Source organism: Micromonospora sp. NPDC047670 (genome assembly GCF_043204915.1).
Classification (GTDB): Bacteria; Actinomycetota; Actinomycetes; order Mycobacteriales; family Micromonosporaceae; genus Micromonospora.
This window is the reverse complement of sequence record NZ_JBIDDA010000001.1, coordinates 800,630-822,300: the sequence shown is the minus strand read 5'-3', so window position 1 is coordinate 822,300 and position 21,671 is coordinate 800,630. Positions and strand designations below refer to the sequence as shown.

23 protein-coding genes, 1 tRNA gene and 1 pseudogene are annotated in these 21,671 nt (G+C 74.7%); 6 read left to right on the top strand and 19 right to left on the bottom strand.

Going from position 1 to position 21,671, the window contains the following annotated elements; genetic code table 11:
- Nucleotides 1-281 precede the first annotated feature (281 nt).
- Both ACGF7U_RS03960 and ACGF7U_RS03955 read left to right on the top strand, forming a co-directional pair.
- Nucleotides 282-1,211, top strand: coding sequence for a ribonuclease Z (locus tag ACGF7U_RS03960; protein WP_393102942.1), 930 nt, complete (start codon nt 282-284; stop codon nt 1,209-1,211).
- Nucleotides 1,208-1,717: a GNAT family N-acetyltransferase gene (locus ACGF7U_RS03955; protein ID WP_393102614.1), complete on the top strand. Its 510-nt coding sequence runs from the start codon at nt 1,208-1,210 to the stop codon at nt 1,715-1,717. Before ACGF7U_RS03960 ends, ACGF7U_RS03955 begins: the two co-directional genes overlap by 4 nt.
- Nucleotides 1,718-1,788: 71 nt before the next feature.
- Here ACGF7U_RS03955 and ACGF7U_RS03950 read toward each other — a convergent pair whose 3' ends face one another.
- From ACGF7U_RS03950 to ACGF7U_RS03935, 4 genes are all read right to left on the bottom strand, one after another.
- Entirely contained in the window at nt 1,789-2,094 is a 306-nt protein-coding gene (locus tag ACGF7U_RS03950; RefSeq protein WP_393102612.1) for a hypothetical protein, read from the bottom strand.
- A 43-nt stretch (nt 2,095-2,137) separates the two neighbouring features.
- Nucleotides 2,138-2,344 (bottom strand): hypothetical protein, encoded by a 207-nt coding sequence (locus tag ACGF7U_RS03945; protein WP_393102610.1) that lies wholly within the window; start codon nt 2,342-2,344, stop codon nt 2,138-2,140.
- Nucleotides 2,345-2,475: 131 nt separating this feature from the next.
- On the bottom strand, nt 2,476-3,846 hold the full coding sequence (locus ACGF7U_RS03940; RefSeq protein ID WP_393102608.1) for a cystathionine beta-synthase: 1,371 nt from the start codon (nt 3,844-3,846) through the stop codon (nt 2,476-2,478).
- 77 nt (nt 3,847-3,923) lie between these two features.
- Nucleotides 3,924-4,280, bottom strand: a complete 357-nt coding sequence (locus ACGF7U_RS03935; RefSeq protein WP_393102606.1) for a YkvA family protein — start codon at nt 4,278-4,280, stop codon at nt 3,924-3,926.
- Nucleotides 4,281-4,428: 148 nt separating this feature from the next.
- On the opposite strand from ACGF7U_RS03935, the pseudogene ACGF7U_RS03930 reads away from it, so the two are divergent.
- From ACGF7U_RS03930 to ACGF7U_RS03920, 3 genes and pseudogenes are all read left to right on the top strand, one after another.
- Nucleotides 4,429-5,489: pseudogene (locus ACGF7U_RS03930) on the top strand (SGNH/GDSL hydrolase family protein); the annotation flags it as partial.
- Nucleotides 5,478-6,281 carry an SGNH/GDSL hydrolase family protein gene (locus tag ACGF7U_RS03925; protein WP_393102940.1) on the top strand — a complete coding sequence of 268 codons (804 nt, stop codon included), beginning with the start codon at nt 5,478-5,480 and terminating at the stop codon, nt 6,279-6,281. The pseudogene ACGF7U_RS03930 and the gene ACGF7U_RS03925, both read left to right, overlap by 12 nt.
- A 123-nt stretch (nt 6,282-6,404) precedes the next feature.
- Nucleotides 6,405-7,667 carry an acetyl-CoA C-acetyltransferase gene (locus ACGF7U_RS03920; RefSeq protein ID WP_393102604.1) on the top strand — a complete coding sequence of 421 codons (1,263 nt, stop codon included), beginning with the start codon at nt 6,405-6,407 and terminating at the stop codon, nt 7,665-7,667.
- An 86-nt stretch (nt 7,668-7,753) separates the two neighbouring features.
- Here the strand turns inward: ACGF7U_RS03920 and ACGF7U_RS03915 are convergent, their stop codons facing one another.
- From ACGF7U_RS03915 to ACGF7U_RS03900, 4 genes are all read right to left on the bottom strand, one after another.
- Complete coding sequence (locus ACGF7U_RS03915) at nt 7,754-8,074, bottom strand: hypothetical protein (protein WP_393102602.1); 321 nt, start codon at nt 8,072-8,074, stop codon at nt 7,754-7,756.
- Between the two features lie 64 nt (nt 8,075-8,138).
- Nucleotides 8,139-8,897, bottom strand: a complete 759-nt coding sequence (locus ACGF7U_RS03910) for a Bax inhibitor-1/YccA family protein (protein WP_393102600.1) — start codon at nt 8,895-8,897, stop codon at nt 8,139-8,141.
- A 152-nt stretch (nt 8,898-9,049) separates the two neighbouring features.
- Entirely contained in the window at nt 9,050-9,865 is an 816-nt protein-coding gene (locus tag ACGF7U_RS03905) for a Bax inhibitor-1/YccA family protein (protein WP_393102598.1), read from the bottom strand.
- A 111-nt stretch (nt 9,866-9,976) separates the two neighbouring features.
- Nucleotides 9,977-10,057: transfer RNA gene (locus tag ACGF7U_RS03900), tRNA-Leu, on the bottom strand.
- 100 nt (nt 10,058-10,157) lie between these two features.
- Between ACGF7U_RS03900 and ACGF7U_RS03895 the strand changes: the two genes are divergently transcribed.
- Nucleotides 10,158-12,026, top strand: coding sequence for a hypothetical protein (locus ACGF7U_RS03895; RefSeq protein ID WP_393102596.1), 1,869 nt, complete (start codon nt 10,158-10,160; stop codon nt 12,024-12,026).
- 138 nt (nt 12,027-12,164) lie between these two features.
- Here the strand turns inward: ACGF7U_RS03895 and ACGF7U_RS03890 are convergent, their stop codons facing one another.
- The 11 genes from ACGF7U_RS03890 to ACGF7U_RS03840 form a co-directional block, all read right to left on the bottom strand.
- Complete coding sequence (locus ACGF7U_RS03890; protein WP_393102594.1) at nt 12,165-13,496, bottom strand: NAD(P)/FAD-dependent oxidoreductase; 1,332 nt, start codon at nt 13,494-13,496, stop codon at nt 12,165-12,167.
- A 102-nt stretch (nt 13,497-13,598) separates the two neighbouring features.
- Nucleotides 13,599-14,159: a hypothetical protein gene (locus tag ACGF7U_RS03885; RefSeq protein ID WP_393102592.1), complete on the bottom strand. Its 561-nt coding sequence runs from the start codon at nt 14,157-14,159 to the stop codon at nt 13,599-13,601.
- A 55-nt stretch (nt 14,160-14,214) separates the two neighbouring features.
- Nucleotides 14,215-15,627 (bottom strand): DUF58 domain-containing protein, encoded by a 1,413-nt coding sequence (locus ACGF7U_RS03880; RefSeq protein ID WP_393102590.1) that lies wholly within the window; start codon nt 15,625-15,627, stop codon nt 14,215-14,217.
- On the bottom strand, nt 15,627-16,634 hold the full coding sequence (locus ACGF7U_RS03875) for an AAA family ATPase (protein WP_393102588.1): 1,008 nt from the start codon (nt 16,632-16,634) through the stop codon (nt 15,627-15,629). The genes ACGF7U_RS03880 and ACGF7U_RS03875 overlap by 1 nt, the downstream gene beginning before the upstream one ends.
- Nucleotides 16,631-17,215: a hypothetical protein gene (locus tag ACGF7U_RS03870; RefSeq protein WP_393102586.1), complete on the bottom strand. Its 585-nt coding sequence runs from the start codon at nt 17,213-17,215 to the stop codon at nt 16,631-16,633. The genes ACGF7U_RS03875 and ACGF7U_RS03870 overlap by 4 nt, the downstream gene beginning before the upstream one ends.
- Nucleotides 17,216-17,258: 43 nt before the next feature.
- On the bottom strand, nt 17,259-18,002 hold the full coding sequence (locus tag ACGF7U_RS03865) for a DUF4129 domain-containing protein (protein WP_393102584.1): 744 nt from the start codon (nt 18,000-18,002) through the stop codon (nt 17,259-17,261).
- 79 nt (nt 18,003-18,081) lie between these two features.
- On the bottom strand, nt 18,082-18,795 hold the full coding sequence (locus ACGF7U_RS03860; RefSeq protein WP_393102938.1) for a uracil-DNA glycosylase: 714 nt from the start codon (nt 18,793-18,795) through the stop codon (nt 18,082-18,084).
- A 19-nt stretch (nt 18,796-18,814) separates the two neighbouring features.
- The gene (locus ACGF7U_RS03855) at nt 18,815-19,501 is read right to left on the bottom strand and encodes a dienelactone hydrolase family protein (RefSeq protein WP_393102582.1); all 687 of its coding nucleotides are present in this window, start codon (nt 19,499-19,501) and stop codon (nt 18,815-18,817) included.
- 195 nt (nt 19,502-19,696) lie between these two features.
- The gene (locus tag ACGF7U_RS03850; RefSeq protein WP_393102580.1) at nt 19,697-20,179 is read right to left on the bottom strand and encodes a hypothetical protein; all 483 of its coding nucleotides are present in this window, start codon (nt 20,177-20,179) and stop codon (nt 19,697-19,699) included.
- 119 nt (nt 20,180-20,298) lie between these two features.
- Nucleotides 20,299-21,318, bottom strand: coding sequence for an HAAS signaling domain-containing protein (locus tag ACGF7U_RS03845; RefSeq protein WP_393102578.1), 1,020 nt, complete (start codon nt 21,316-21,318; stop codon nt 20,299-20,301).
- Nucleotides 21,315-21,647 carry a PadR family transcriptional regulator gene (locus ACGF7U_RS03840; RefSeq protein WP_350686966.1) on the bottom strand — a complete coding sequence of 111 codons (333 nt, stop codon included), beginning with the start codon at nt 21,645-21,647 and terminating at the stop codon, nt 21,315-21,317. The genes ACGF7U_RS03845 and ACGF7U_RS03840 overlap by 4 nt, the downstream gene beginning before the upstream one ends.
- Between the last annotated feature and the right edge of the window lie 24 nt (nt 21,648-21,671).

Here is a 21,671-nt window from a genome sequence, read left to right as displayed (position 1 = left end):
GATAGCGTGGCCGTACACGGGAAAGGAGGTGGTCCAGACTTGTATAGCAATCGGACTCGTGAGGTGGCTGTCCGCTAGCCGCTGTCCTCGACAGTAAACCGTCCGCCGCGAGGCGGGCACAGGCACCATCGTCGAGACCGTGTGGCAGCGGTGCGGCGAATCCACGACAGCCACCCGACCCCCGGGGTGCCGGCCCAGTCCAGCCGGCCCGCGCGCGAGCGCGGAAGCCCCGGGGGTCGACCCTTTTCCGCCTCGTGCCGGGCGAGCAGCCGGAGGTCACCGTGTCGATGCGCGAGCTGGTGGTGCTCGGGACGGCCAGCCAGGCGCCGACCCGGCAGCGCAACCACAACGGGTACGTGCTGCGCTGGGACGACGAGGTGATCCTCTTCGACCCGGGCGAGGGCAGCCAGCGGCAGCTCCTGCACACCACGGTCACCGCCACCGACCTGACCCGCGTCTGCGTCACCCACTTCCACGGCGACCACTGCCTCGGCCTGCCCGGCACCATCCAGCGGCTCTCGCTAGACCGGGTGCCGCACCCGGTGGCGGTGCACTTCCCGGCCGGCGGCGCCGAATACTTCGCCCGGCTGCGGCACGCCAGCTCCTTCCACGAGACCGCCGAGCTGCGCGTCGAGCCGATCGAGGCCGACGGGCAGCGCATCGCCCTGGGCGTCGGCACGCTGGAGGCCCGCCGGCTGAAGCACCCGATCGAGACGTACGGCTACCGGCTCGTCGAGCCGGACGGCTGCCGGATGCTGCCGGAGAAGCTGGCCGCGTACGGCATCGCCGGGCCGGCCGTCGGGGAGCTGATCCGGGTCGGCCACCTCGACCTGGACGGACGCCGCGTCACCCGCGAGGAGGTGAGCGTGCCCCGGCCGGGGCAGCGGTTCGCCTTCGTCATGGACACCGGCCTCTGCGACGGGGTGTACGCCCTCGCCGAGCACGCCGACCTGCTGGTCATCGAGTCGACGTTCCTCGACTCGGAGGCCGCGCTCGCCGCCGAGGTCGGTCACCTCACGGCGGGCCAGGCCGCGCGGGTGGCGGCCGAGTCGGGCGTACGCCGGCTCGTGCTCACCCACTTCTCCCAGCGGTACGCCGACGCGAGCCGCTTCGCCGAGGAGGCCCGGGCGCACTTCGACGGCGACCTGGTGATCGCCGAGGACCTGACGACCGTGCAGGTGCCGCCCCGGCGGGTAGCCTCGGCCGGGTGACGGTCACCCTCCGCCCCGCCACCGAGGCCGACCTGATGCCGGTCGGCGCCCTGCACCAGCGGTCGCGGGTCGCGGCGTACGCGTCGTTCCTGCCGCCCGAGGCGCTGGCCGAGCCGGGGCCGGAGGCGATGGGACGCTACTGGGCCGAGCGGTGGGGCTGGGAACGCGACGACCACCGGATGACCGTCGCCGAGCGCGACGGCCGGCTGGTCGGCTTCAGCTATCTGGGGCCCGACGACGAGGGCGACCCGGCGACGGGCCTGCTCAACGCCATCCACCTCGACCCGGCCGAACGCGGCCGGGGCACCGGCCGCGCCCTGATGGTCGACGCGCTGGCCGCCATGCGTGCGCGCGGCTGGTCCCGGGCGGCGCTCTGGGTGCTGGCGGCCAACGATCACGCCCGGCGCTTCTACGAGCACGGCGGCTGGGCCCCGACCGGCGTCTCCCGCGACGAGCACGTCGGCCCTGCGGTCGTGGCCCAGCTCCGCTACGCCCGACGGCTCTGACCGCCGGCGTGCCGCACGTGGCGGGCGCGGCGGCGCTGCTCGCGCAGGCCCGTCCGCGTCGACACCGACGTTCAGCGGGGCACGGGAAGGCCGAGCTTCTGCCACAACTCCGCCAACCCGCGGGTGCGTTTCTCGTCGCGCGGGTCCTCGACGAAGCTGTGGAGCACGAGTACGAGCCTGCGGCCACGCTCGTACCGTTCGTCGCTCCAGGTCTTCAGGCGCTCCAGCCCCGCGTGCACCGGCCCGAATTCCGCGGGGGCGGGGAACAGATGGAAGCCGACATCGACGAGCGCGGGACGGCTGACCTCCGTGCGGTCGAGGACGGCCTCGAAGGGCTCCCGCACGACGACGCCCGTGCTGACGCCACTGTTCTCCACCTGATGACAGACGACGTCCAGCCACGGCTCGCCCGCGACCAGCTCACCCCGCCAGCGCCATGGCCGCGTGCCCGGACACGGCGGTGCGTCCCGATCCGGCGATCGCGGTCAGCAGTGCCCGCGCCTGCGGCACGTCACCCGCCCGGTACGCCGCCAGCGCGTGCTCGACCTCGGCCGGCACCGGGCTCAGCGGATCGGGGGGAAGCGGAAGGGCCCATCCCTCGGGGTCCAGCAGGGGCTGGTCGCTCATGTCACCGCTCTCCGTGCGAAGGTTCGCGTCTTCCGTGCAAAGGTTCGCGCGAGTGTGTCACGAGCGTCCGACACCGATCACGAACGAAGGAAGGGCCCCCTGTCGCCGGGGGCCCTTCCTTCACCACACCGTCAGCGGGCGCCTAGGTGCGCCAGCAGGTCCTGGCGGGTGAGGACGCCCTTCGGCTTGCCGTCGACCAGCACCAGCGCGGCGTCGGACTTCTCCAGCAGGCCCACCGCCTCGCTCACCGGCTGCCCGCCGCCGATCATCGGCAGCGGCTCGGCCATGTGCCGCTCGATGGTGTCGTGCAGGTGCGCCTGGCCGGTGAAGAGCGCGTCGAGCAGGTCCTTCTCGGCGATCGAGCCGGCCACCTCGCCGGTGACCACCGGGGGCTCGGCCTTGAGCACCGGCAGCTGCGAGACGCCGTACTCGCGCATGTAGTCGATCGCGTCGCGGACCGTCTCGGTCGGGTGCACGTGCACCAGCTCGGGCAGGCCGCCCGGCTTGCTGGCCAGCGCGTCGGCGACGGTCGGCTCGGTGCCCGAGTTGTCCAGGAAGCCGTACCGGGCCATCCAGGTGTCGTTGAAGATCTTCGACAGGTAGCCCTTGCCGCTGTCCGGCAGGAGCACCACGACCACGTCGTCCGGGCCGGCCTTGCGGGCCACTTCCAGGGCGGCCACCACGGCCATGCCGCAGGAGCCGCCGACCAGCAGCCCCTCCTCGCGGGCCAGCCGCCGGGTCATCTCGAACGACGCCTTGTCGGAGACCTCGACGATCTCGTCGGCGACGCCCCGGTCGTACGTCTCCGGCCAGAAGTCCTCGCCGACGCCCTCGACCAGGTAGGGCCGGCCGGTGCCGCCGGAGTAGACCGAGCCCTCCGGGTCGGCGCCGATCACCCTGACCCGCCCCTCCGAGGCCTCCTTGAGGTAGCGGCCGATGCCGGAGATGGTGCCGCCGGTGCCGACGCCCGCCACGAAGTGGGTGAGCCCGCCCCCAGTCTGCTCCCACAGCTCCGGGCCGGTGGTCTCGTAGTGCGAGCGCGGGTTGGCCGGGTTGCTGTACTGGTTGGGCTTCCAGGCGCCGGGGATCTCCCGGGCCAGCCGGTCGGAGACGTTGTAGTAGGAGCGCGGGTCCTCCGGCGCCACGGCGGTCGGGCAGACCACCACCTCCGCGCCGTACGCCCGCAGCACGTCCTGCTTGTCCTGGCTGACCTTGTCGGGGCAGACGAAGACGCACCGGTAGCCCTTGAGCTGGGCCACCAGGGCCAGGCCGACGCCCGTGTTGCCGCTGGTCGGCTCGACGATCGTGCCGCCGGGCTGGAGGATGCCGGCCTTCTCCGCGTCCTCCACCATCCGCAGCGCGATCCGGTCCTTCACCGAACCGCCGGGGTTGAGGTACTCCACCTTCGCCAGCACGGTGGCCCGGATGCCGGCCGTGACGTTGCGCAGCCGCACCAGCGGGGTGTTGCCGATCAGCTCGACGACGTTGTCGTAGTACCGCACCTCGTTGTGCCCTTCTCCTCCGGCGCCGCCGGCGGCGGCCGGGCAGACGTCTTCTCGACGCCCCAGCGTACGTGGGTTCAGGAGACCACGTGCCCGGGGATGGTGGAGCTGCGACGAGCCTCCCACTCCAGGAACCGCTCGGTCTCGGCGAGCACGCTGCCGGCCAGCCAGGTCACCATGACCGCGTCGTCGGCGAGCCCGAAGACCGCCAGCGGGATCTCCGGCAGCAGGTCGATCGGCGAGACGATGTACGCCGTCGCGGCCGTCATCAGGGCCAGCCGCAGGCCGCCGTCGTACTCCCCCCGGGCGGTCGCCCGGAGCATCCGGGGCAGCGCCGCCAACCGGGCCCCGAGCGACGGGCCGCCCCGCGACCCGGCCGCGAGCGCCCTCGCCAGCGCGCTGAACGCCGCGCTCCGCTTCAGTGTCTTCCCCATGTTCGGCCCCTCTCCGCGTGCCAGCGTGACGTGCCGGCGCAACTGCCGCCCGTGCATCCGAACAGGTACCCAGGACCGTCGCCTTCCAGCCACCCGCCGGCCGGTACGACGACGGCGGCGTGTCGTGCCGGCGCGATAATGTCGCTGTATGGGGGTCGCTGGTTCCGTCGTCCCGGTCGGTTCGCGCTGGCAGCGCGCTCGGCAGATCGCCCGCCTCGCGGCGATCGGCACGGGCGCGACCGCGGCGGCCGCCGCCGCGACCGGGGGCGTGCTCCTCGGCCAGGCCCGGCAGGCGCGGCGCACCATCCCGATGGCCGAGGCGCCGCCGCCCCGCTGCGACGGGGTCTACGGCGCGAAGCTGCCCGGCCCGCCGGTCACCATGGTCGTGCTCGGCGACTCGTCGGCCGCCGGCTACGGCGTGCACCGCCGCCGGGAGACGCCGGGCGCGCTGCTGGCCACCGGCCTGTCCCGCCGCCTGCAGCGGCCCGTCCGGCTGCACCGCTTCGCCGTGGTCGGCGCCATCTCCTCCGGGCTGAAGCACCAGGTGGAGGCGGCGCTGGAGTGCCGGCCCGACGTCGCGGTGATCCTGATCGGCGGCAACGACGTGACCAACCGCACGCCGCTCGGCCTGGCGGTGCGCTATCTCGTCGAGGCGGTCCGCACGCTGCGCGCCGCCGGCTGCGAGGTGGTCGTCGGCACCTGCCCCGACCTGGGCGCGATCCAGCCGATCCAGCCGCCGCTGCGCTGGCTGGCCCGGCGCTGGAGCCGGCAGCTCGCCGCCGCCCAGACGGTGGCCGTGGTCGAGGCCGGCGGCTGGACGGTCTCCCTCGGCGACCTGCTCGGCCCCCGGTTCGCCGCCGAGCCGACGCGGATGTTCGCCTGGGACCGCTTCCACCCCTCGGCGGAGGGCTACGCGGTGGCCGCCGCCGCGCTGCTGCCGACGGTGCTCTCCGCGCTCGGCACCGGGCAGGAACGGCGCCCGGCGCCGGCCCGGGGCGAGGGCGTACGCTCGCTGCCCGCAGCCGCGCAGGAGGCGGCCCGGCAGCCGGGCACCGAGGTCAGCGGCACGCGGGTACGGGGGCGCGAACGCGGTCCCGCCGGCCGGTGGGCGCAACTGCGCCGACGGGCGTTCTTCGGTGTCGGCGCGGTGCCGCAACCCGGTCCGGCCGCCGACTCAGCCACACTGGAGGGACTGGCATGAGCGAGCGCTTCATCCCCTCGGGGCTCGCCGGTCGACTGGGTCGGGCCGCGACGCTCTCCCTGATCGCCGGCACGGTCGGCGGCGCCGCCGTCCTCGCCGGCCAGGCCTTCGTCGCCCGGCACCGCCAGTACGCCCAGCCGGAGCTGGGGCTGGCGCTGCGCGCCACGGTGGGTCGCACCGGCGCCCCGCCGCTGCGCCTGGTGCTGCTCGGCGATTCGTCCGCCCTGGGCGTCGGGGTCGAGCGCCTCGACGACACCATCGGCGGCCAGCTGGCCAACCTGCTCGCCGAGGGTCCGAACGGCCGGCGGGTGCACCTGTCCAGCGTCGGCGTCTCCGGCTCCCGCTCGACGGACCTGGCCACGCAGGTGGCCCGGGCGCTGCTCGGCGAGCGTCCCGACGTGGCGGTGATCCTGATCGGGGCCAACGACGCCACCACCCTGCGTCGGCCGGCGGAGGCCGCCGCCTACCTCGGGGCGGCCGTGCACCGGCTCCGCGAGGCCCGGGTCGAGGTGGTCGTCGGCACCTGCCCCGACCTCGGCGCCGTACGCGCGATCGCGCCGCCGCTGCGGCACGTGGTCGGCTGGTCGGGGCGGCGGGTCGCCCGCGCCCAGGCGGCGGCGGTGCTCGAGGCCGGCGGCACGGTGGTCGACCTGGCCACCGAGGCGGGCCCGGTGTTCCGGGCCGACGCCGGCACGCTGTGCCACGACGGCTACCACCCCTCCGCTGACGGCTACCGGGTCTGGGCGCACGCCCTGCTGCCCGCCGTAGCGGCGGCCGCCGCGGTCGCCTCCCGCCACTAGCGCCGGCCGTCCCGTCCGGGTGCGCGGCCAGCTCCGCGGGCCGCCGCGCCCCCTGCCGGACGTGACATTTCCCGGCCGGCGGGCAGCTTCCGCGTGAAGTTACCGACGGGTTAACGTTGGTTCATGCCGACTGAGTCGTCCCGCGACGCCGTCATCGTCGCCACCGCCCGCTCCCCCATTGGCCGGGCGCACAAGGGGTCCCTGCGCGACGTCCGCCCGGACGACCTCGCCGCCACCATCGTGCGGGCCGCCCTGGACAAGATCCCCCAGCTCGACCCGACCGAGATCGACGACCTCTACCTGGGCTGCGGCCTGCCCGGCGGCGAGCAGGGCTTCAACATGGCCCGGGTGGTCGCCACCCTGATGGGCCTGGACACCCTGCCCGGCGCGACCCTGACCCGCTACTGCGCGTCCTCCCTGCAGACCACCCGGATGGCGATGCACGCGATCCGGGCCGGCGAGGGTGACGTCTTCGTCTCCGCCGGCGTGGAGACCGTCTCCCGGTACGCCCGCGGCAACTCCGACGGCCTCCCGCCCGAGGCGCAGGCGCTGGTCGGTGGCGGCTGGGAGAACCCTCGCTTCGCGGCGGCGGCCGAGCGCTCGAAGGCCCGCGCCCAGGGCGGCGCCCCGGTCTGGACCGACCCGCGCGAGGCCGGCGAGCTGCCGGACATCTACCTGACCATGGGGCAGACCGCCGAGAACCTGGCCCAGGTGTACGACGTGACCCGCGCCGACATGGACGAGTTCGGCGTACGCAGCCAGAACCTCGCCGAGAAGGCGATCGCCGACGGCTTCTGGGCCCGGGAGATCACCCCGGTCACCACACCGGACGGCACGGTGGTCAGCGCCGACGACGGCCCCCGCCCCGGGGTCACCCTGGAGGCGGTCTCCGGCCTGAAGCCGGTGTTCCGTCCGGACGGCCGGATCACCGCCGGCAACTGCTGCCCGCTCAACGACGGCGCGGCCGCCGTGGTGATCATGAGCGCCCAGCGGGCGAAGGACCTCGGGATCACCCCGCTGGCCCGGATCGTCTCCACCGGCGTGACCGCCCTCTCGCCGGAGATCATGGGCCTGGGCCCGGTCGAGGCCACCCGGCAGGCGCTCAGGCGGGCCGGCATGACCATCGACGACGTCGACCTGGTGGAGATCAACGAGGCGTTCGCCGCCCAGGTGATCCCCTCGTACCGCCAGCTCGACATCCCGCTGGAGAAGCTGAACGTGATGGGCGGGGCGATCGCCGTCGGGCACCCGTTCGGCATGACCGGCGCCCGGATCACGGGCACCCTGCTCAACGCGCTCGACTGGCACGACAAGACGATCGGCCTGGAGACCATGTGCGTCGGCGGCGGCCAGGGCATGGCCATGGTGATCGAACGCCTGAGCTGACACCGGAGCCCGTCCGCCGGCAGCGGCGGACGGGCACGGGGCGGGCCGCCCCCGCGCCTGCGGACGGGCCGCGCCGGACCGGCGGACTAGAGCGCGCCGCGGGTCGCCGTCACCTCGGCGGCGGCCCGCGCCAGCACCTCGGGCGGCGCGGCCGCGGCGACCAGGTCGGCGGCCACCACCCGGAGCTGGTCGGGCAGCGCGAGGTCGTTGTCGAGCCGGGGCACCACCCGCCGGGGCCCACCCTCGGCGTCGGCGGCGAGGTTGGCGACCTCCTGCACCAGCCGGTGCACGAGGTCGGCTCGCGACACGTTGCCACCGGCGGCCGTGGCCGCCCAGCGCGGCTGCTGCCAGTGCCCCACCTGACGGACCAGCAGCTCCACCGCCCGGTCCAGTTCCCCTGCGCTCATCGCCGTCGAGTCTACGAACCCGCCCCGCCCGCCGGCTCCCCCACCGCCGCCCGGGTGGGGCCGGTCAGCGGCGGAGGTAGGCGAGCAGCCGCAGGAGCTGCCAGTAGAGGAAGACCAGCCCGGTCAGCAGGCCGAACGCGCAGAGCCAGGCGTAGCGGCGGGGCAGCCCGTCGCGTACCGAGCGCTCGACCAAATCGAAGTCGAGGATGAAGCTGAGCGCGCCGGCGACGATCGCGACCGCCGAGAAGGCGTACGGCAGCCAGCCGACCTCCCCGGTCAGGCGGTAGACCTCCAGCCCCTGCCGGCCCGTGAGCAGGTAGGTCACCAGGTTGACCACGCTGAGCACGAGAATCCCGAGCAGCGTGCCGGCGACCAGCCGGGCCATCCGCGGCGTGGCCCGCACGAGGCGGGCGCGGTAGAGCAGCGCCATGCCGAGGAAGACCCCGAAGGTGCCCGTCACCGCCTGCCCGACGATGCCCGGATGCACCAGCTCGAACGCCCGGCTGGCCACCCCGAGCAGCAGCCCCTGGAGCAGGGCGTAGCCGACCATCGGCACGGGGTTGGTGATCCCGCGCCAGGAGATCACCACGACCAGCGCGATCCCGGCCAGCGCGGTGCCGGCCAGCGCGGCGGGCAACCACGCCGCCGGCGGTACGAGCACCCAGGCAGCCGCGCCGGTGGCGCCGGTGAGCAGCAGCAGCCCGACCGTGCGGACCACCACGTCGTCGACCGTCATCGCCTCCGCGCCGCCGACGCCCAGCACCCGGCTCTGCACCCGGCTGGTCTCGTCCAGCCGCGTGAGCACCGGGTTGCTGCTGCGCACGTCGCCTCCTCCGTCGGCGTACCCCCACGCAGTCACTCTGCCCCCGGCGACCGCGCGGCGGCGGGAAACGCCGGGACCGGCGCGGGCCGGAGGACGACGGCGCCCGCCCCCGCGGGTGCGGGGGCGGGCGCCGGTCGATCGTAAGCGACGGGTCAGTCGTCGCCCTGGAAGTAGCTCAGCAGGCGCAGGATCTCGATGTAGAGCCAGACCAGGCTGACCAGAATGCCGAACGCGGCGACCCAGGAGTAGCGCTGCGGCAGACCCATCCGCACGCCGTCCTCGACCTCCTTGAAGCTGAGCACGAAGCTCAGCGAGGCGACCACGATGCAGACCAGGCTGAAGCCGATCGCCAGCGGGCTGCCGTCGCGCAGGCCGGTGTTGATGTCGAAGAGCGCGAGCACGAAGTTGATCAGCATGACGGCGAAGAGGCCGGCCATGACCGCGATCATGCCCTTGACGAACTTCGGGGTCGCCCGGATGACCTTCGCCTTGTAGAGCGCGGCCATCACGAAGAAGACACCGAAGGTGGCGGTCACCGCCTGGAGCACGATGCCGTCGTAGAGCGAGTCGAAGAACTTGCTCACCATGCCGACGAAGACGCCCTCGACGACGGCGTACGCGACCACCAGCGCCGGGTTCGCCATCCGGGAGAACGAGATGATCAGGCCGAGCACCAGGCCGACCACCGCGGCGCCGATCCAGGCGGCACCGAGCAGGGCGTCCGGCACCAGCACCCAGGCGGCCGCGGCGGAGACGCCGAGGATGCCGAGGAGCGTGACGGTCTTGACCACCACGTCGTCGATCGACATGGTGTTGACGGTCGGCGGAGCCGCCGGGTAGCCGGCCTCCGTCGGGTACTGCTGGGGGTAGCCGGGCTGTCCGTACGGCCCGGTCGGGGCGTACCCGGCGGAGCGCTCCCGCTCGGCCGCCTGGCCGAGCCGGGCGAGCACCGGGTTCGAAGTCTTCACTGTCAGGCCTCCCTCAGGGGGTCGTCGCACGTGAACGTGCACTCTCAAGAGTAAACGCCCAGGGCAGTCCCGTGGAGATCGCCGAGCTGAGCGGATGCTGAGAGTGCCGGGTGCCCGGGGCGGGGGTCGAACCCGCACGCCTTTCGGCAGCCGCTTTTAAGGCGGCCGTGTCTGCCGTTCCACCACCCGGGCGGGTGGCACCGGGCGCGGACACGCCTGGTGCAGTGTCACGGTAGCGGTTCGGCGGCGACCCGGCGTACCCCGATGCCCGCGTCGCACTAGGGTCGACACCGTGAGCAGCGCAGCCCCCACGGCCCCCGACGCCGCCCCTGACCAGGCCGTCCTCGCCGCCGAACGGCTGCCGCGCCGGCTCTCGCCGGCCCGCCTGCTGGCCACGCTCTCCCGGCACCGGGCGGACGTGGCGGTCGGGCTCCTCTTCGTCGCGCTGGCCGGCTGGCTCACCCACGGGCTCTGGCCCGACCCGGCGGCCCGCGTCCTCGCGCTGAACCCCGAGGACCAGGCCCTCTACGAGTGGTTCCTCGCCGTCGACGCGCGGGCGCTGCTCGGCGACTTCGACCTGCTCACCCGCCGGCTCAACGCGCCGGACGGGGTGAACCTCATGACCAACACCACGGTCATCGCGCTCGGGATCGCCCTCGCCCCGGTCACCCTGCTGCTCGGGGCGCCGGTCACCTTCGCGCTGCTGGCGCTGGCGAACCTGGCCGGCACCGCGGTCGCCTGGTACCTGCTCTACACCCGGACGCTGGGCGCCCACCGGGTCGCCGCCGCGCTGGGCGCCGGCCTCTGCGGCTTCGGCCCCGGAATGGTCTCGCAGACCAACAGCCACCTGCACATGACCGCGCAGTGGCTGGTCCCGGTGATCGTCTGGCTGGTGGTCCGACTGCTGCGCGCCGCCGACCCGGCGGCCCGCGCGGTCGACGGCGACGGCGCCGGGCGCGGGCGGACCCGCGCCGAGCCGGACCGCCGGCGGATGGTCAGTTCCGCCGTCGGCCTGGCGGCGGCGGTCACCGCGCAGGTCTTCATCGGCGAGGAGGTGCTCTTCCTCTGCGCGCTGACGCTGCTGGTGTTGGCGGTCACGTACGCGGTGACGGACCGCGGCCTGGCCCGCCGCGCCCTGCCCGGCTTCGCCGGCGGGATGATGCTCGCCGCCGGGCTGGCCCTGCTCGTGCTGGCCTGGCCGCTGTGGTTCCAGTTCGCCGGCCCGCAGGGCGTCGCCGACGGCATGTTCAGCCCGCACTACTTCTCGGCGGACCTGCGCAGCTGGTGGACGGTGTCGCCGCTCTCGGTGGTCGGCAGCGACGAGGCCGCCCGGCTGACCACCGGTCCCGCCGAGTACAACACCTTCCTCGGCTGGCCCCTGCTGCTGGTCACCGCCGCCTGCGCGGTCTGGCTGGGCCGCCGCCCGCTGGCCGTCGCGTGCGTGGTCGGGACGCTGGTGATGGGGGCGCTCTCGCTCGGCCCCCGGGTGGTGCTCGACGGCGACCGCACCGCGGTGCCGGGGCCGTACACGCTGCTGTCGGGACTGCCCGTGGTGGACGGCGCGCTGCCGATGCGGTTCGCCCTCGCCGCCCTCCCGCTGATCGCCACGCTGCTGGTGCTCGCGGCCGACCGGGCCCTGCGCGGCACGGGCCGGGCCCGCCGGCTGGTCCCGGCGGCGGTCGGCGCGGCGCTGCTGCCGCTGCTGCCCGCCCCGTTGCCGACCGCCGAGCGCCCGCCGGTGCCGGAGTTCATCACCGGCGGACACTGGCGCCAGTGCGTCGAGCCGGGCGGGGTGCTGGTGCCGGTGCCGCTGGCCACGCCCCAGGAGCCGTGGCCCATGCGCTGGGCCACCGCCGCCGACGCCGCGTTCGGCATGCCGGAGGGCTTCTTCATCGGCCCGTACGGCCGGGACGGCACGGCGGCGATGGGCACCTGGAAGTTGCCCACGTCGGCGCTGCTGGCCGAGGTCGCCAAGCGCGGCGGGCAGCCGGCGGTCAGGGACGAGCAGCGCCGGCAGGCGGCGAAGGACGCCGAATTCTGGGGCGCCTCCTGCGTCGCGCTGGCCGTCGACACCCCGCACGCCGACAGCCTGCGCGGCACGCTGGAGCAGCTCTACGGGCCGTCGACCCGGATCGCCGACGCCTGGATCTGGCGCGTCTGAGCGGCGGGGGCCGGCCGTGACGGCGCGGGTGGCGAGCCGGTGCTGGCTGGCGCCACCGGCCGGCCGGGGCACGCACCCGGTCCCGCGCACGACGAAGGCCCCTCCGCTGCCACGGAGGGGCCTTTCGCGGTGGCTCGGTCAGGCCCGGCCGGCGCCGACGGGCTGGGACGCCTCGGCGAACTCCTCGCGCGGGTCGTGCAGCTGACCCAGGGCGACCACCTCACGCTTGAGGAAGAACGCCAGCGACCAGTCGACCACGACCCGGACCTTCCGGTTGAACGACGGGATCCGGCTCATGTGGTACGTCCGGTGCATGAACCAGGCCGGCCAGCCGGTCATCTTGATCCCGTACACCTGGGCGACGCCCTTGTGCAGGCCCAGGCTGGCGACGCTGCCGGCGTGCTTGTGCTTGTACTCGACCGGCTCCCGGCCGCGCACGACGTTGACGATGTTGTCGGCCATCCGGGCGGCCTGGCGGACCGCGTGCTGCGCGCTCGGCGAGCAGTAGTTGCCGGGCTCCTTGGTCAGGTCCGGCACCGCCGCGCAGTCACCGGCGCTCCAGGCGCCCTCGACGACCCGGTCGCCGTCGACGACCTGGAGGGTCGGCAGGCAGGTGATCCGACGCCGCTCGTCGCGGGGGAAGTCCGTCGCGTCCAGCATCGGCGACGGCTTCACGCCGGCCGTCCAGACGATGGTGTCGGAGCGGAAGGTGTCGCCGTCGGAGAGCTTCACCACCCCGTCGACGCAGGACTCCAGGCGGGTGTCGAGCCGGATGTCCATGTTCCGCTTGAGCAGCTGCTGCACGGTGTAGGCGCCCATGTCCCGGTCGACCTCGGGCAGCACCCGCTGGGTGGCCTCGACCAGCACCCAGCGCATGTCCTCCGGCTTCAGCTCGGGGTAGTACTTCAGGGCGTCCCGCGCCATGTCCTCCATCTCGGCGAGCGCCTCGATGCCGGCGTAGCCACCGCCGACGAAGGTGAAGGTCAGCGCGGAGCGGCGGACCTCCGGGTCCGGCGTGGCGGCCGCCACGTCGAGCCGGTCCAGCACGTGGTTGCGCAGGTAGATGGCCTCACCGATGGTCTTGAAGCCGATGCCGTGCTCGTGCAGGCCGGGAATCGGCAGCGTCCGGGAGACCGAGCCGGGAGCGACCACCACGTGGTCGTACGGGATCTCCCGGGGCGGGCCGCTGATCGGCTGCACCACGGCGGTCTTGCGGTCGTGGTCGATCCGCGTCACGGCGCCCGCCAGCACCTTGCACCGCCGCAACTCGCGTCGCAGCGGCACCACGGAGTGCCGGGGCGAGATGTTGCCGGCCGCCGCCTCGGGCAGGAAGGGCTGGTAGGTCATGTGGGGCTGGGGGTCCACCACGACGACCTCAGCCTCACGGGAGCTGAGCTTCTTCGACAGGCGCAGGGCCGCGTAGAGACCGACGTGCCCGGCACCCACCACAAGGATCCGCTTCGGATTCACGTCATCTATCTTTCCCCGCGCGGCTCGGCTAATCCCGATCGCGCCCCTCTTCTGTGACGGAGCACAACCCCTGTGACCTGCGCAACTGTCGTTACCGGCTGGTTAACGACGGCGCAGCAGCCACCCCAGCAACGCCGTCACCGCGACCGCGACGAGCAGCCCGGCCACCGTCGCCACCTGCGAACCGGCGTCCCCGCCGAGGCCCGCCAACTCCACCAGGAGCACGCCCAGCACGAAGGTCCCCAGCAGCACCGCGCCCGCCCGCGCCAGCCAGCGCACGATCACGTCCGGGTCGACCACCGCGTCGTACGGCAGGGCCGCGGCCAGGGCGCAGAGCGTGTGCGTGAGGTAGAGCACGGCCGCCACGGCGAGCAGCCGCCAGAGGGCGATCGGCCGGCCGTACCCGTCGGTGGCGACCAGCCAGCCACCGACGGTGACCAGCGCGGCGAAGGTCGGCCAGACCCGGCGCGGCCCGACCGCCGGCAGCAGCGCCACCACGACGAGCGCGAGCAGCGGCCGGCCGAGGAGCATCTCCGACGGGTACGCCAGCGCCAGCCCGACCAGCGTGGTGAGGAAGATGCCGGCGCGGACCAGCAGCGGCGTCAGGCTGACCCGGGCGGCGGCGTACCGCGCGGCCCGGACCCGCTCGATGACCGGGTTCATCGGCCGCGCCTCCCGTCCGTGTCCGCGGGGCCCCGCCCGGCCGCGTTCCGCGCGCTCACCGCGCACCCACCCTCGGGGCGGTGGCCAGGCGCGCCACGTCCCGCAGCACCTGGTCGAGGCTGCCCGCGCCGGCCCAGCCCACCACCGGCACGCCGTGCTCCCGCAACTGCCCGATCATGGTGTCCCGGTCCAGCCGCCACAGCCGGTACGCCACCTCGGCCCAGCCCCGGTCCTTCGGCGGGGTGAGGTCGGCCGGCAGGGTGTCCACCGCGACCACGAACCGCCCGGAGCGGGCCAGCCGCGCCAGCATCTGCGCCGACCGCTCGTCGAGCAGCGGGGTGAGGACCACCACCAACGCGTCGGCGGAGAGCAACTGCGGCCCGAAGACCTGGTCGTACGGCTCGTGCGGGGAGGACTCGGCGCGCACGTCGAGCAGCCACTCCAGGACCGTCAGGTACTGCCGGCGGCCGGTGGCCGGGCGCAGCCGGCGGGCGGCCGGACCGTATTCCAGCATCGACACGCGGTCGCCCCGGTGCAGGTAGTGCTCGGCGATCGCGGCGGCGGCCCGGACCGTGGTGTCCAGCACGGAGGCGGCGCCGGACACGCCGCCCGAGCGGCCCGCCTCGGCGAGCACGTCGAGCAGCACCACCACCTCGGCGTCCCGGTCGGAGAGGGTGGCCGCGACGTGCAGTTGCCGGGCGCGCAGCGAGACCCGCCAGTCGATCCGGCGCAGCCGGTCGCCCGGGGCGAAGACTCGCACGCCGGCCAGCTCGCCGCCCTCGCCGGGGCGGCGCGAGTGGTGCGCGCCGACGAGGCCGGCGGCCCGGGGCATCGCCTCGACCGCGTCGAACGGCTCGGTCTTCGGGTAGACCTTCACACGGGCCGGCTCGGTGATCACCGCGCGGGAGACCAGCAGGCCCTGCGCGGCGGCGACCCGGGCGCCGGCCGGGCCGACCGGATGCCGCCCCCAGCGCAGCGCGGTGCCGGAGAGCTCCAGGTCGACGGCCGCGGCGGTCGGGACGGCGGTCACGAAGGGCCGGTCGGCGACGGACGGGACGACGGCCGAGGGCGTGCCGGCCGCCGCCGCCCCGGCGATCGTGGCCCGCTCCACCCGCAGCCAGGGCGAGACCCGGCTGCGGACCACGGCCACGTCGTAGTCGACCACGTCGGGGTTGCCGACCGTGACCGCGCCGGTCAGCTCGCCGCCCTCGACCAGGTGCCCCTCGTCGGCGGCGATCCAGACCTGCGGGAGGGCGGCCGGCCGGCGGCGCAGCGCGTACGCGGTGCCGATCGCGAACGGGGCCGCCAGCACGATCAGGTCCACCCGCCCGAGCAGCACCCCCGCGATCAGCAGCAGGCCGGTGAGCAGCACCGCCCGGCCGAGCGCCCAGGTGGGCACCCAGCCGGTCGCGGTTCGGGACTCCTGCTCCGCGGGCTCGTACCGGGCCGACACGGCGGGCGCGACCATCAGTGCCCGGGCCGGCCGGCGGCGTAGCTGGGCAGCGCCCCGCTGGCCGGCGCCGGCGTCCCCTCCAGCACCTCGCCCACCACGAAGGACGGGTCGACGCGGCGCAGCCACATCTCCGGGCGCAGCGTGATCCGGTGCGCCAGCGCGGGCACCGCGACCTCCTTGACGTCCTCCGGCACCACGTAGTCGCGGCCGGCCATCACGGCCCGCACCCGGGCCAGCAGCAGCAGCGCCAGCGAGCCGCGCGGCGAGGCGCCCACCAGCACCGACGGGTGCTCCCGGGTCGCGGCGGTCAGCGCGACGATGTAGCGCCCGACGGAGTCCTCGACCACCACGTCCTCCAGCGCGGCCTGCATGGCGCGCAGGGTGGCCGCGTCCACCACGGGCTTGATGTCCGCCTCCTCGCGGCGGCGGGCCATCCGCCGGCGCAGCACCTCCCACTCCTCCTCCTGCTCCGGGTAGCCGAAGGAGACCCGGAGCAGGAACCGGTCGAGCTGCGCCTCGGGCAGCGGGTAGGTGCCCTCGTACTCGATCGGGTTGGCGGTGGCGAGCACGTGGAACGGCTCGTCCAGCCGGTAGGTGACGCCCTCGACGGAGACCTGCTTCTCCTGCATCGCCTCCAGCAGGGCCGACTGGGTCTTCGGCGGGGTCCGGTTGATCTCGTCGGCGAGAAGCAGGTTGGTGAAGACCGGACCGGCCCGGAACGCGAATTCGCCGCTGCGCTGGTCGTAGAGGAACGAGCCGGTGACGTCGGCCGGCAGCAGGTCCGGGGTGAACTGGAGCCGGCGGAAGTCCAGCCCGAGCGCCTGCGCGAAGGAGCGCGCGGTCAGCGTCTTGCCCAGGCCGGGCAGGTCCTCCAGCAGCACGTGCCCACCGGCGAGGATCCCGGCGAGGACCAGCTCCAGCGCGTCCCGCTTGCCGACCACGACCTGACCGACCGCCTCCAGCACCGACCGGGCGAGGTGGCCGACCTCCGCGGGGGGCATGCTGCGGTCCACGTCGTTCATATCTTCTCCAGTTCGGCGACGATCGCCGCGAGGTCGCGCGGCGACGGGGGGCGGCGGGAGGGCGTGCTGAGGAAGGTCCAGAGCCGGTCGCCCAGCAGGGCACGGGCCCGGGCCGGGTCCGACTCGCGGGTCAGGCCATGACGCTGGCGCAGCCGCTCGTCGGCCAGCTCGCCGAGCCGGGGCAGGATCCGCTCGCTGAACCGTTCCCGGTGGCTCCCGCACCAGTCCAGCGGCCGTTCCCAACCGTTGATCGCGACGCGCAGGGCGTCCCGGGCGCCCCAGTTCCACGTGCCGTCGTCGTCGCCGGCCGGGACCCGGGCGCCCGCCGGGGCCGGGGGCGGCGGCGCGAGGGCGGCGACGACCCGGCGCACCACGAACAGCGCGACCACCCCGGCGACCAGGACCAGCAGGGAGACCCGGAGCCCGACCACGCGCAGGCCGGCGACCAGCACGACCACGACCGCCGCGACGCCGGCCAGGGCGCGGAACACCTGGCCGGCCCGGCCGCCCCGGGACCGGCCGGCGCGCGGCGGCCGGTCCTCCTCGAAGGTCAGCAGGTCGTCGATGCTGGTGCTGCTCACCGCGTCACCTCACCACGCCGGGCGGGGACCGGCCGCGCCCCGGTCACGCCGGCACCCCGGCGTCGCCGGCGACCACGACGGACAGCTCGCCGCGCAGCCGGCGCAGCGCCGCGCGGGCCTGGTCGCGGGTGCGCTCGTCGACCGGGCGGGTGGCGTACCGGGCCTCGCGGTAGACGTGCGCGAACTCGGCCAGCACGTCGGCGCTGGCGATCGCCGGCACGCCCGCCGACGGGTCGCCGCGCAGCAGGCGGGTGACCAGGTCGGTGGGGGTGTCGCCGGCCAGCCGGGGCACGCCCGCGCCGGCCGCGGCCTCCTCCAGACGCACCCAGCAGGCGATGACCGCGGTGCGGGGGTCGGTGTCCCGGTCGTCCAGCTCCTCCAGGCCGGCGTCGAGGGCGGCGGCCACCTCGCGGGCGGTGCCCTCGGGCGTACGGCGGGCCCGCTGCTCCGGCAGGGCCCGGGTGGTGCGGCGCAGCGCGCCCCGGACCAGCGTCCAGGTGAGGTAACCGAACGCGGCGAGCAGGGCCAGCCCCAGCAGCACGATCGCGGCCGTGCCGATCCACTCCGGGATCCGCGCCTGGGTGGCCTCGCCGGCGTCGCGCGGCTCCACCGGGATCGACTGGGCGGGCGCGGCGGTCGGGTATTCCGGCACGTAGGGGATGTTGTCGGCGGCGGGCGGGACCCGGCTCGCGCCGATCGACGAGTGGGCGGCCGCCAGCGCGGCGACGGCGAGCAGGACGCCCACCGCGGCGACCGGCCACCACCTGCGCAGCACGCTCAGATCCATCCGGGGCTACCTCCGGGCCGCCGGGGGGTGCGTCGCGGCCGACGCGTTCCGTCCGTCATCGCCACCGCCCCCGCGCGCCTCAGTCCACCCCGGCCAACTGCTTCGCCCGGGCGAACACGTCGTCCAGCATCCCTGGTGTCAGCCGCCCCGTGAAGGTGTTCTGCTGGCTGACGTGGTAGCAGCCCAGCAGCTCCGGCGCGGCCGTGCCGGACCAGTGTGCCCCATGACCGAACGCCGGTCGCGGGCTGGGCGGACGCTGGCCGTACACCGCACGCAGCACCGGCCACCACGCGGACCAGGCGAAGGCGCCCAGCGCGACCACGACGCGCAGGGTGGGCCGGATCAGCGCGACCTCGCGGTGCAGCCACGGCGCGCACGTGTCCCGCTCGCCGGGGGTGGGCTTGTTGTCCGGCGGCGCGCAGCGCACGGCGGCGAAGATGCGCAGGTCCCGCACGGACAGTCCGTCGTCGGCGGCGACGCTGGTCGGCTGGTTGGCCAGGCCGGCGCGGTGCAGCGCGGCGAAGAGGACGTCGCCGGAACGGTCGCCCGTGAAGATGCGCCCGGTGCGGTTGCCGCCGTGCGCGGCGGGCGCCAGACCGAGGATGCCGATACGCGCGTCGGGGGCGCCGAAGCCGGGCACCGGCCGGCCCCAGTACTCCTGGTCACGGAAGGCCGCGCGGCGCGTCCGGGCCACCTCCTCGCGCCACTCGACCAGCCGGGGGCAGGCGAAGCAGTCGCTGACGGCCGCGTCGAGGTCGGCCAGGTCGGTCGCCCGCGCGGCGCGGGCGACCACCTCCTCGGGCGTACGCGGCTCAGCCAAGCTTGGCCCGGAAGAGTTCCAGGGTGCGCGCCCAGGCGGTGGCGGCGGCGCGCTGGTCGAAGTTCTCCGGCCGGTCCTCGTTGAAGAAGGCGTGCGCGGTGCCGGGGTAGTCGTAGGTCTGGCAGGTGCCGCCGGCGGCCTCGACGGCGCGGCGGACGGTCTGCACGCCGTCTGCGGCGGAGGTGCCGTCCGCCTCGGAGCAGTGGATGAGGGCGGCCTTGCCCGCGTAGTCGGCCCACTCGGAGCGCATCCCGTCCCACGGCAGCCGCGGGTAGAAGGCGGCGGTGGCGACGATCCGCTCGGTGCGGCTGGCCGCCCAGAGGGCCAGGCTCGCGCCGGCGCAGAAGCCCGCGCAGCCCACCTTGCCGGTCACCTCGGGACGGCCGGCGAGGTAGTCCGCCGCGGCGGCGATGTCCGCCGCCGCCTCGTCCATCTGCGGGCTGTTCAGCATCTGGCGGGGCTCGTCGGGCTTGCTGGCCGGGCCGCCGTGGCGGAAGTCCGGAGCGAGGGCGACGAACCCGGCCTCGGCGAACCGGTCGGCGACGGAGGTGATGTGGGGCACGAGCCCCCACCAGTCCTGGATGACGATGACCGCGGGGCTGGCCGCACCGCCGGACGGTATCGCGAGATACCCCTCGCGCGTACCCCCGTTGCTGGTGAAGCTCACCATTTCGCCCATCGGCCCGTCCTCCTAGCGGTCAGTCATCGTTGGCTGGTCGCCCAGTGGTCCTACGTGCCGGTAGCCTGCCACGCCGCGACCGTGCCGGGAAGACGCCGGAACAGTGGCATTCACCTCCTGTTCGCCGGCCGTACCCGGACACGCCGACGGCGGCGCGGACGTCGTCCGCGCCGCCGTCGAGGGTGCTGTGGGAGGTCAGGCCTTCTTGGTCAGGCAGAGCAGGTAGCCCTTCTTGCCCGGCTCGATGCTGTAGAAGACGTAACCGTCCTGGTCCTCCTTGATGTACTGCTCGCACGCCTCACCGGAGCGGGCCTGCGTCTCGGTCTGCCCGTCGACCCGGCCGACCACGTTGTACACGGCGTCGGTGGAGGTGCACTCGACGACCTTCGCGCCGTCGACCTTCTCCTCCTTGGTGCCGGTCACCTCGGGCAGCTCGGCGATGCAGTCGCCGACCTTGGCGTCGGCGGTCTCGTCCTTGTCGAGGAAGTTGCCGATCGCCGAGCCGACGCCGAACTTGAGCCCCGCGATCACCAGGAACGCGACGATCGCGCCCACGATGCCGAGCGCCTTCTTGGAACCGGACTTCTTCGCCTCCGGCTCCGCCGGCGGCGGCGCCTGGACGGCCGACGGGGGCTGCGCGGCGTCCGGCGCGGGGGGCGGTGCGACCTGCTCTGACACGGGTTGTCCTTCCGAGGGGTGAATGAGCAGACGACACCGTAGCGATCAAGTACGACGGTCGTTGTCCCGTCGGCCTCATCCGTTCAGCTATTTCCCAGCTTCCCGACCGGGGACCCGGTTCACGTCCGGCTCGGCACCGGGGTCGGAGCCGTGGTCGCGCTCGCGGTCGGGTCCACCGGCGCGGTCGGGTCGGCCGTCGGGGTGGGGTCGGGCGAGCCGCTCGACGCGGTGGGTGTCGGCAACGGGGGCAGGCCGGGCGCGGGCGCGGTGGCCGCCGGCGGGCGCGGCGCGAACGGCGCCTGCTCGGGGCAGTACGGGTACGGGCGCAGCAGCGGGTTGCCGAGCCCGTTCGGGTCCCGCCCGTCGGGGCAGTCCGGGTAGCCGAGGCGGATCGGGTCGCCGTTCTGGTCGAAGAGCCGGGCGTTCTGCACCAGCCGGCCCTCGCTGTCGTAGACGTAGACGTCCCGGACGTGCGAGTAACGGTCGTCGACGGAGATCTGCTCGTAGCCGAAGTCCCCCGAGCCGACGCGGCCGTTCACGTCCGCCAGGCCGACCAGCCCGAAGACCACCAGCACGGCCGTGCCGGCGTGCAGCAGCCGCCGCTTGGGCCGGGTCAGCCCGGGCGTGTGGTGGCCGAGCCAGATCGAGGCGAGCACGCTGCCGGTGAGCAGCACGAGGCCGGCCAGCTCGCTGCCGTTGAGCCTGGGCACCAGGCCGAACGCGCCGCCGGACGTCAGCACCGTGACGAGCATGGCGGCCAGGTAGCCGCGCAGCACCCACCAGGCCGGCCGGAGCAGCCGGAGGAACTCGCTGGCCGAGGCGTACCCCAGGGGTGGTCCGAGTTGGACGTCCCAGCGCCGCGCCCGCGCCCGCAGCCGGTCCACGGCGGCGCCCAGGCGGCGGTCGAGGCGTCGCCCGCGGACGGCGGTGCCGACCCCGGCGGCGGCGCGCAGCTCGGCCGCGTACGCCTCGGGCTCGCCGAGCCGCTCGACCAGGGTGCCGCCGGTGTCGGCGGCGACCTCGGCGAGGTGCTCCGGCAGGTCCTCGGTCAACTCGTCGCGGTGCGCCGGCGGCAGGTCGGCCAGAGCGGCCCGCACCCGTGCGACGTAGTCCGCGATCTCCTGCCCCGTGACGGTCATGCCGCCATCCCCCGATCGTCGAGCAGTGCGTCCATGGTGGTGGCGAACGAGCGCCAGAGCTTGCCGTAGCGGGTGAGCTGGTCCCGGCCGGCGGCGTTGAGGGAGTAGTACTTGCGGTGCGGGCCGGATTCGCTCGGCACGACGTAGGTGGTCAGCAGGCCGGCGGCGTAGAGGCGGCGCAGCGTGCCGTAGACGGAGGCGTCGCCGACCTCCTCCAGCCCGGCCTCGCGCAGCCGCCGCAGGATGTCGTAGCCGTAGCCGTCCTCCTCGCGCAGGACGGCGAGCACCGCGAGGTCGAGCACGCCCTTCAACAGCTGTGTGGTGTCCACGCTTCGCACACTAGTGTGTATTGC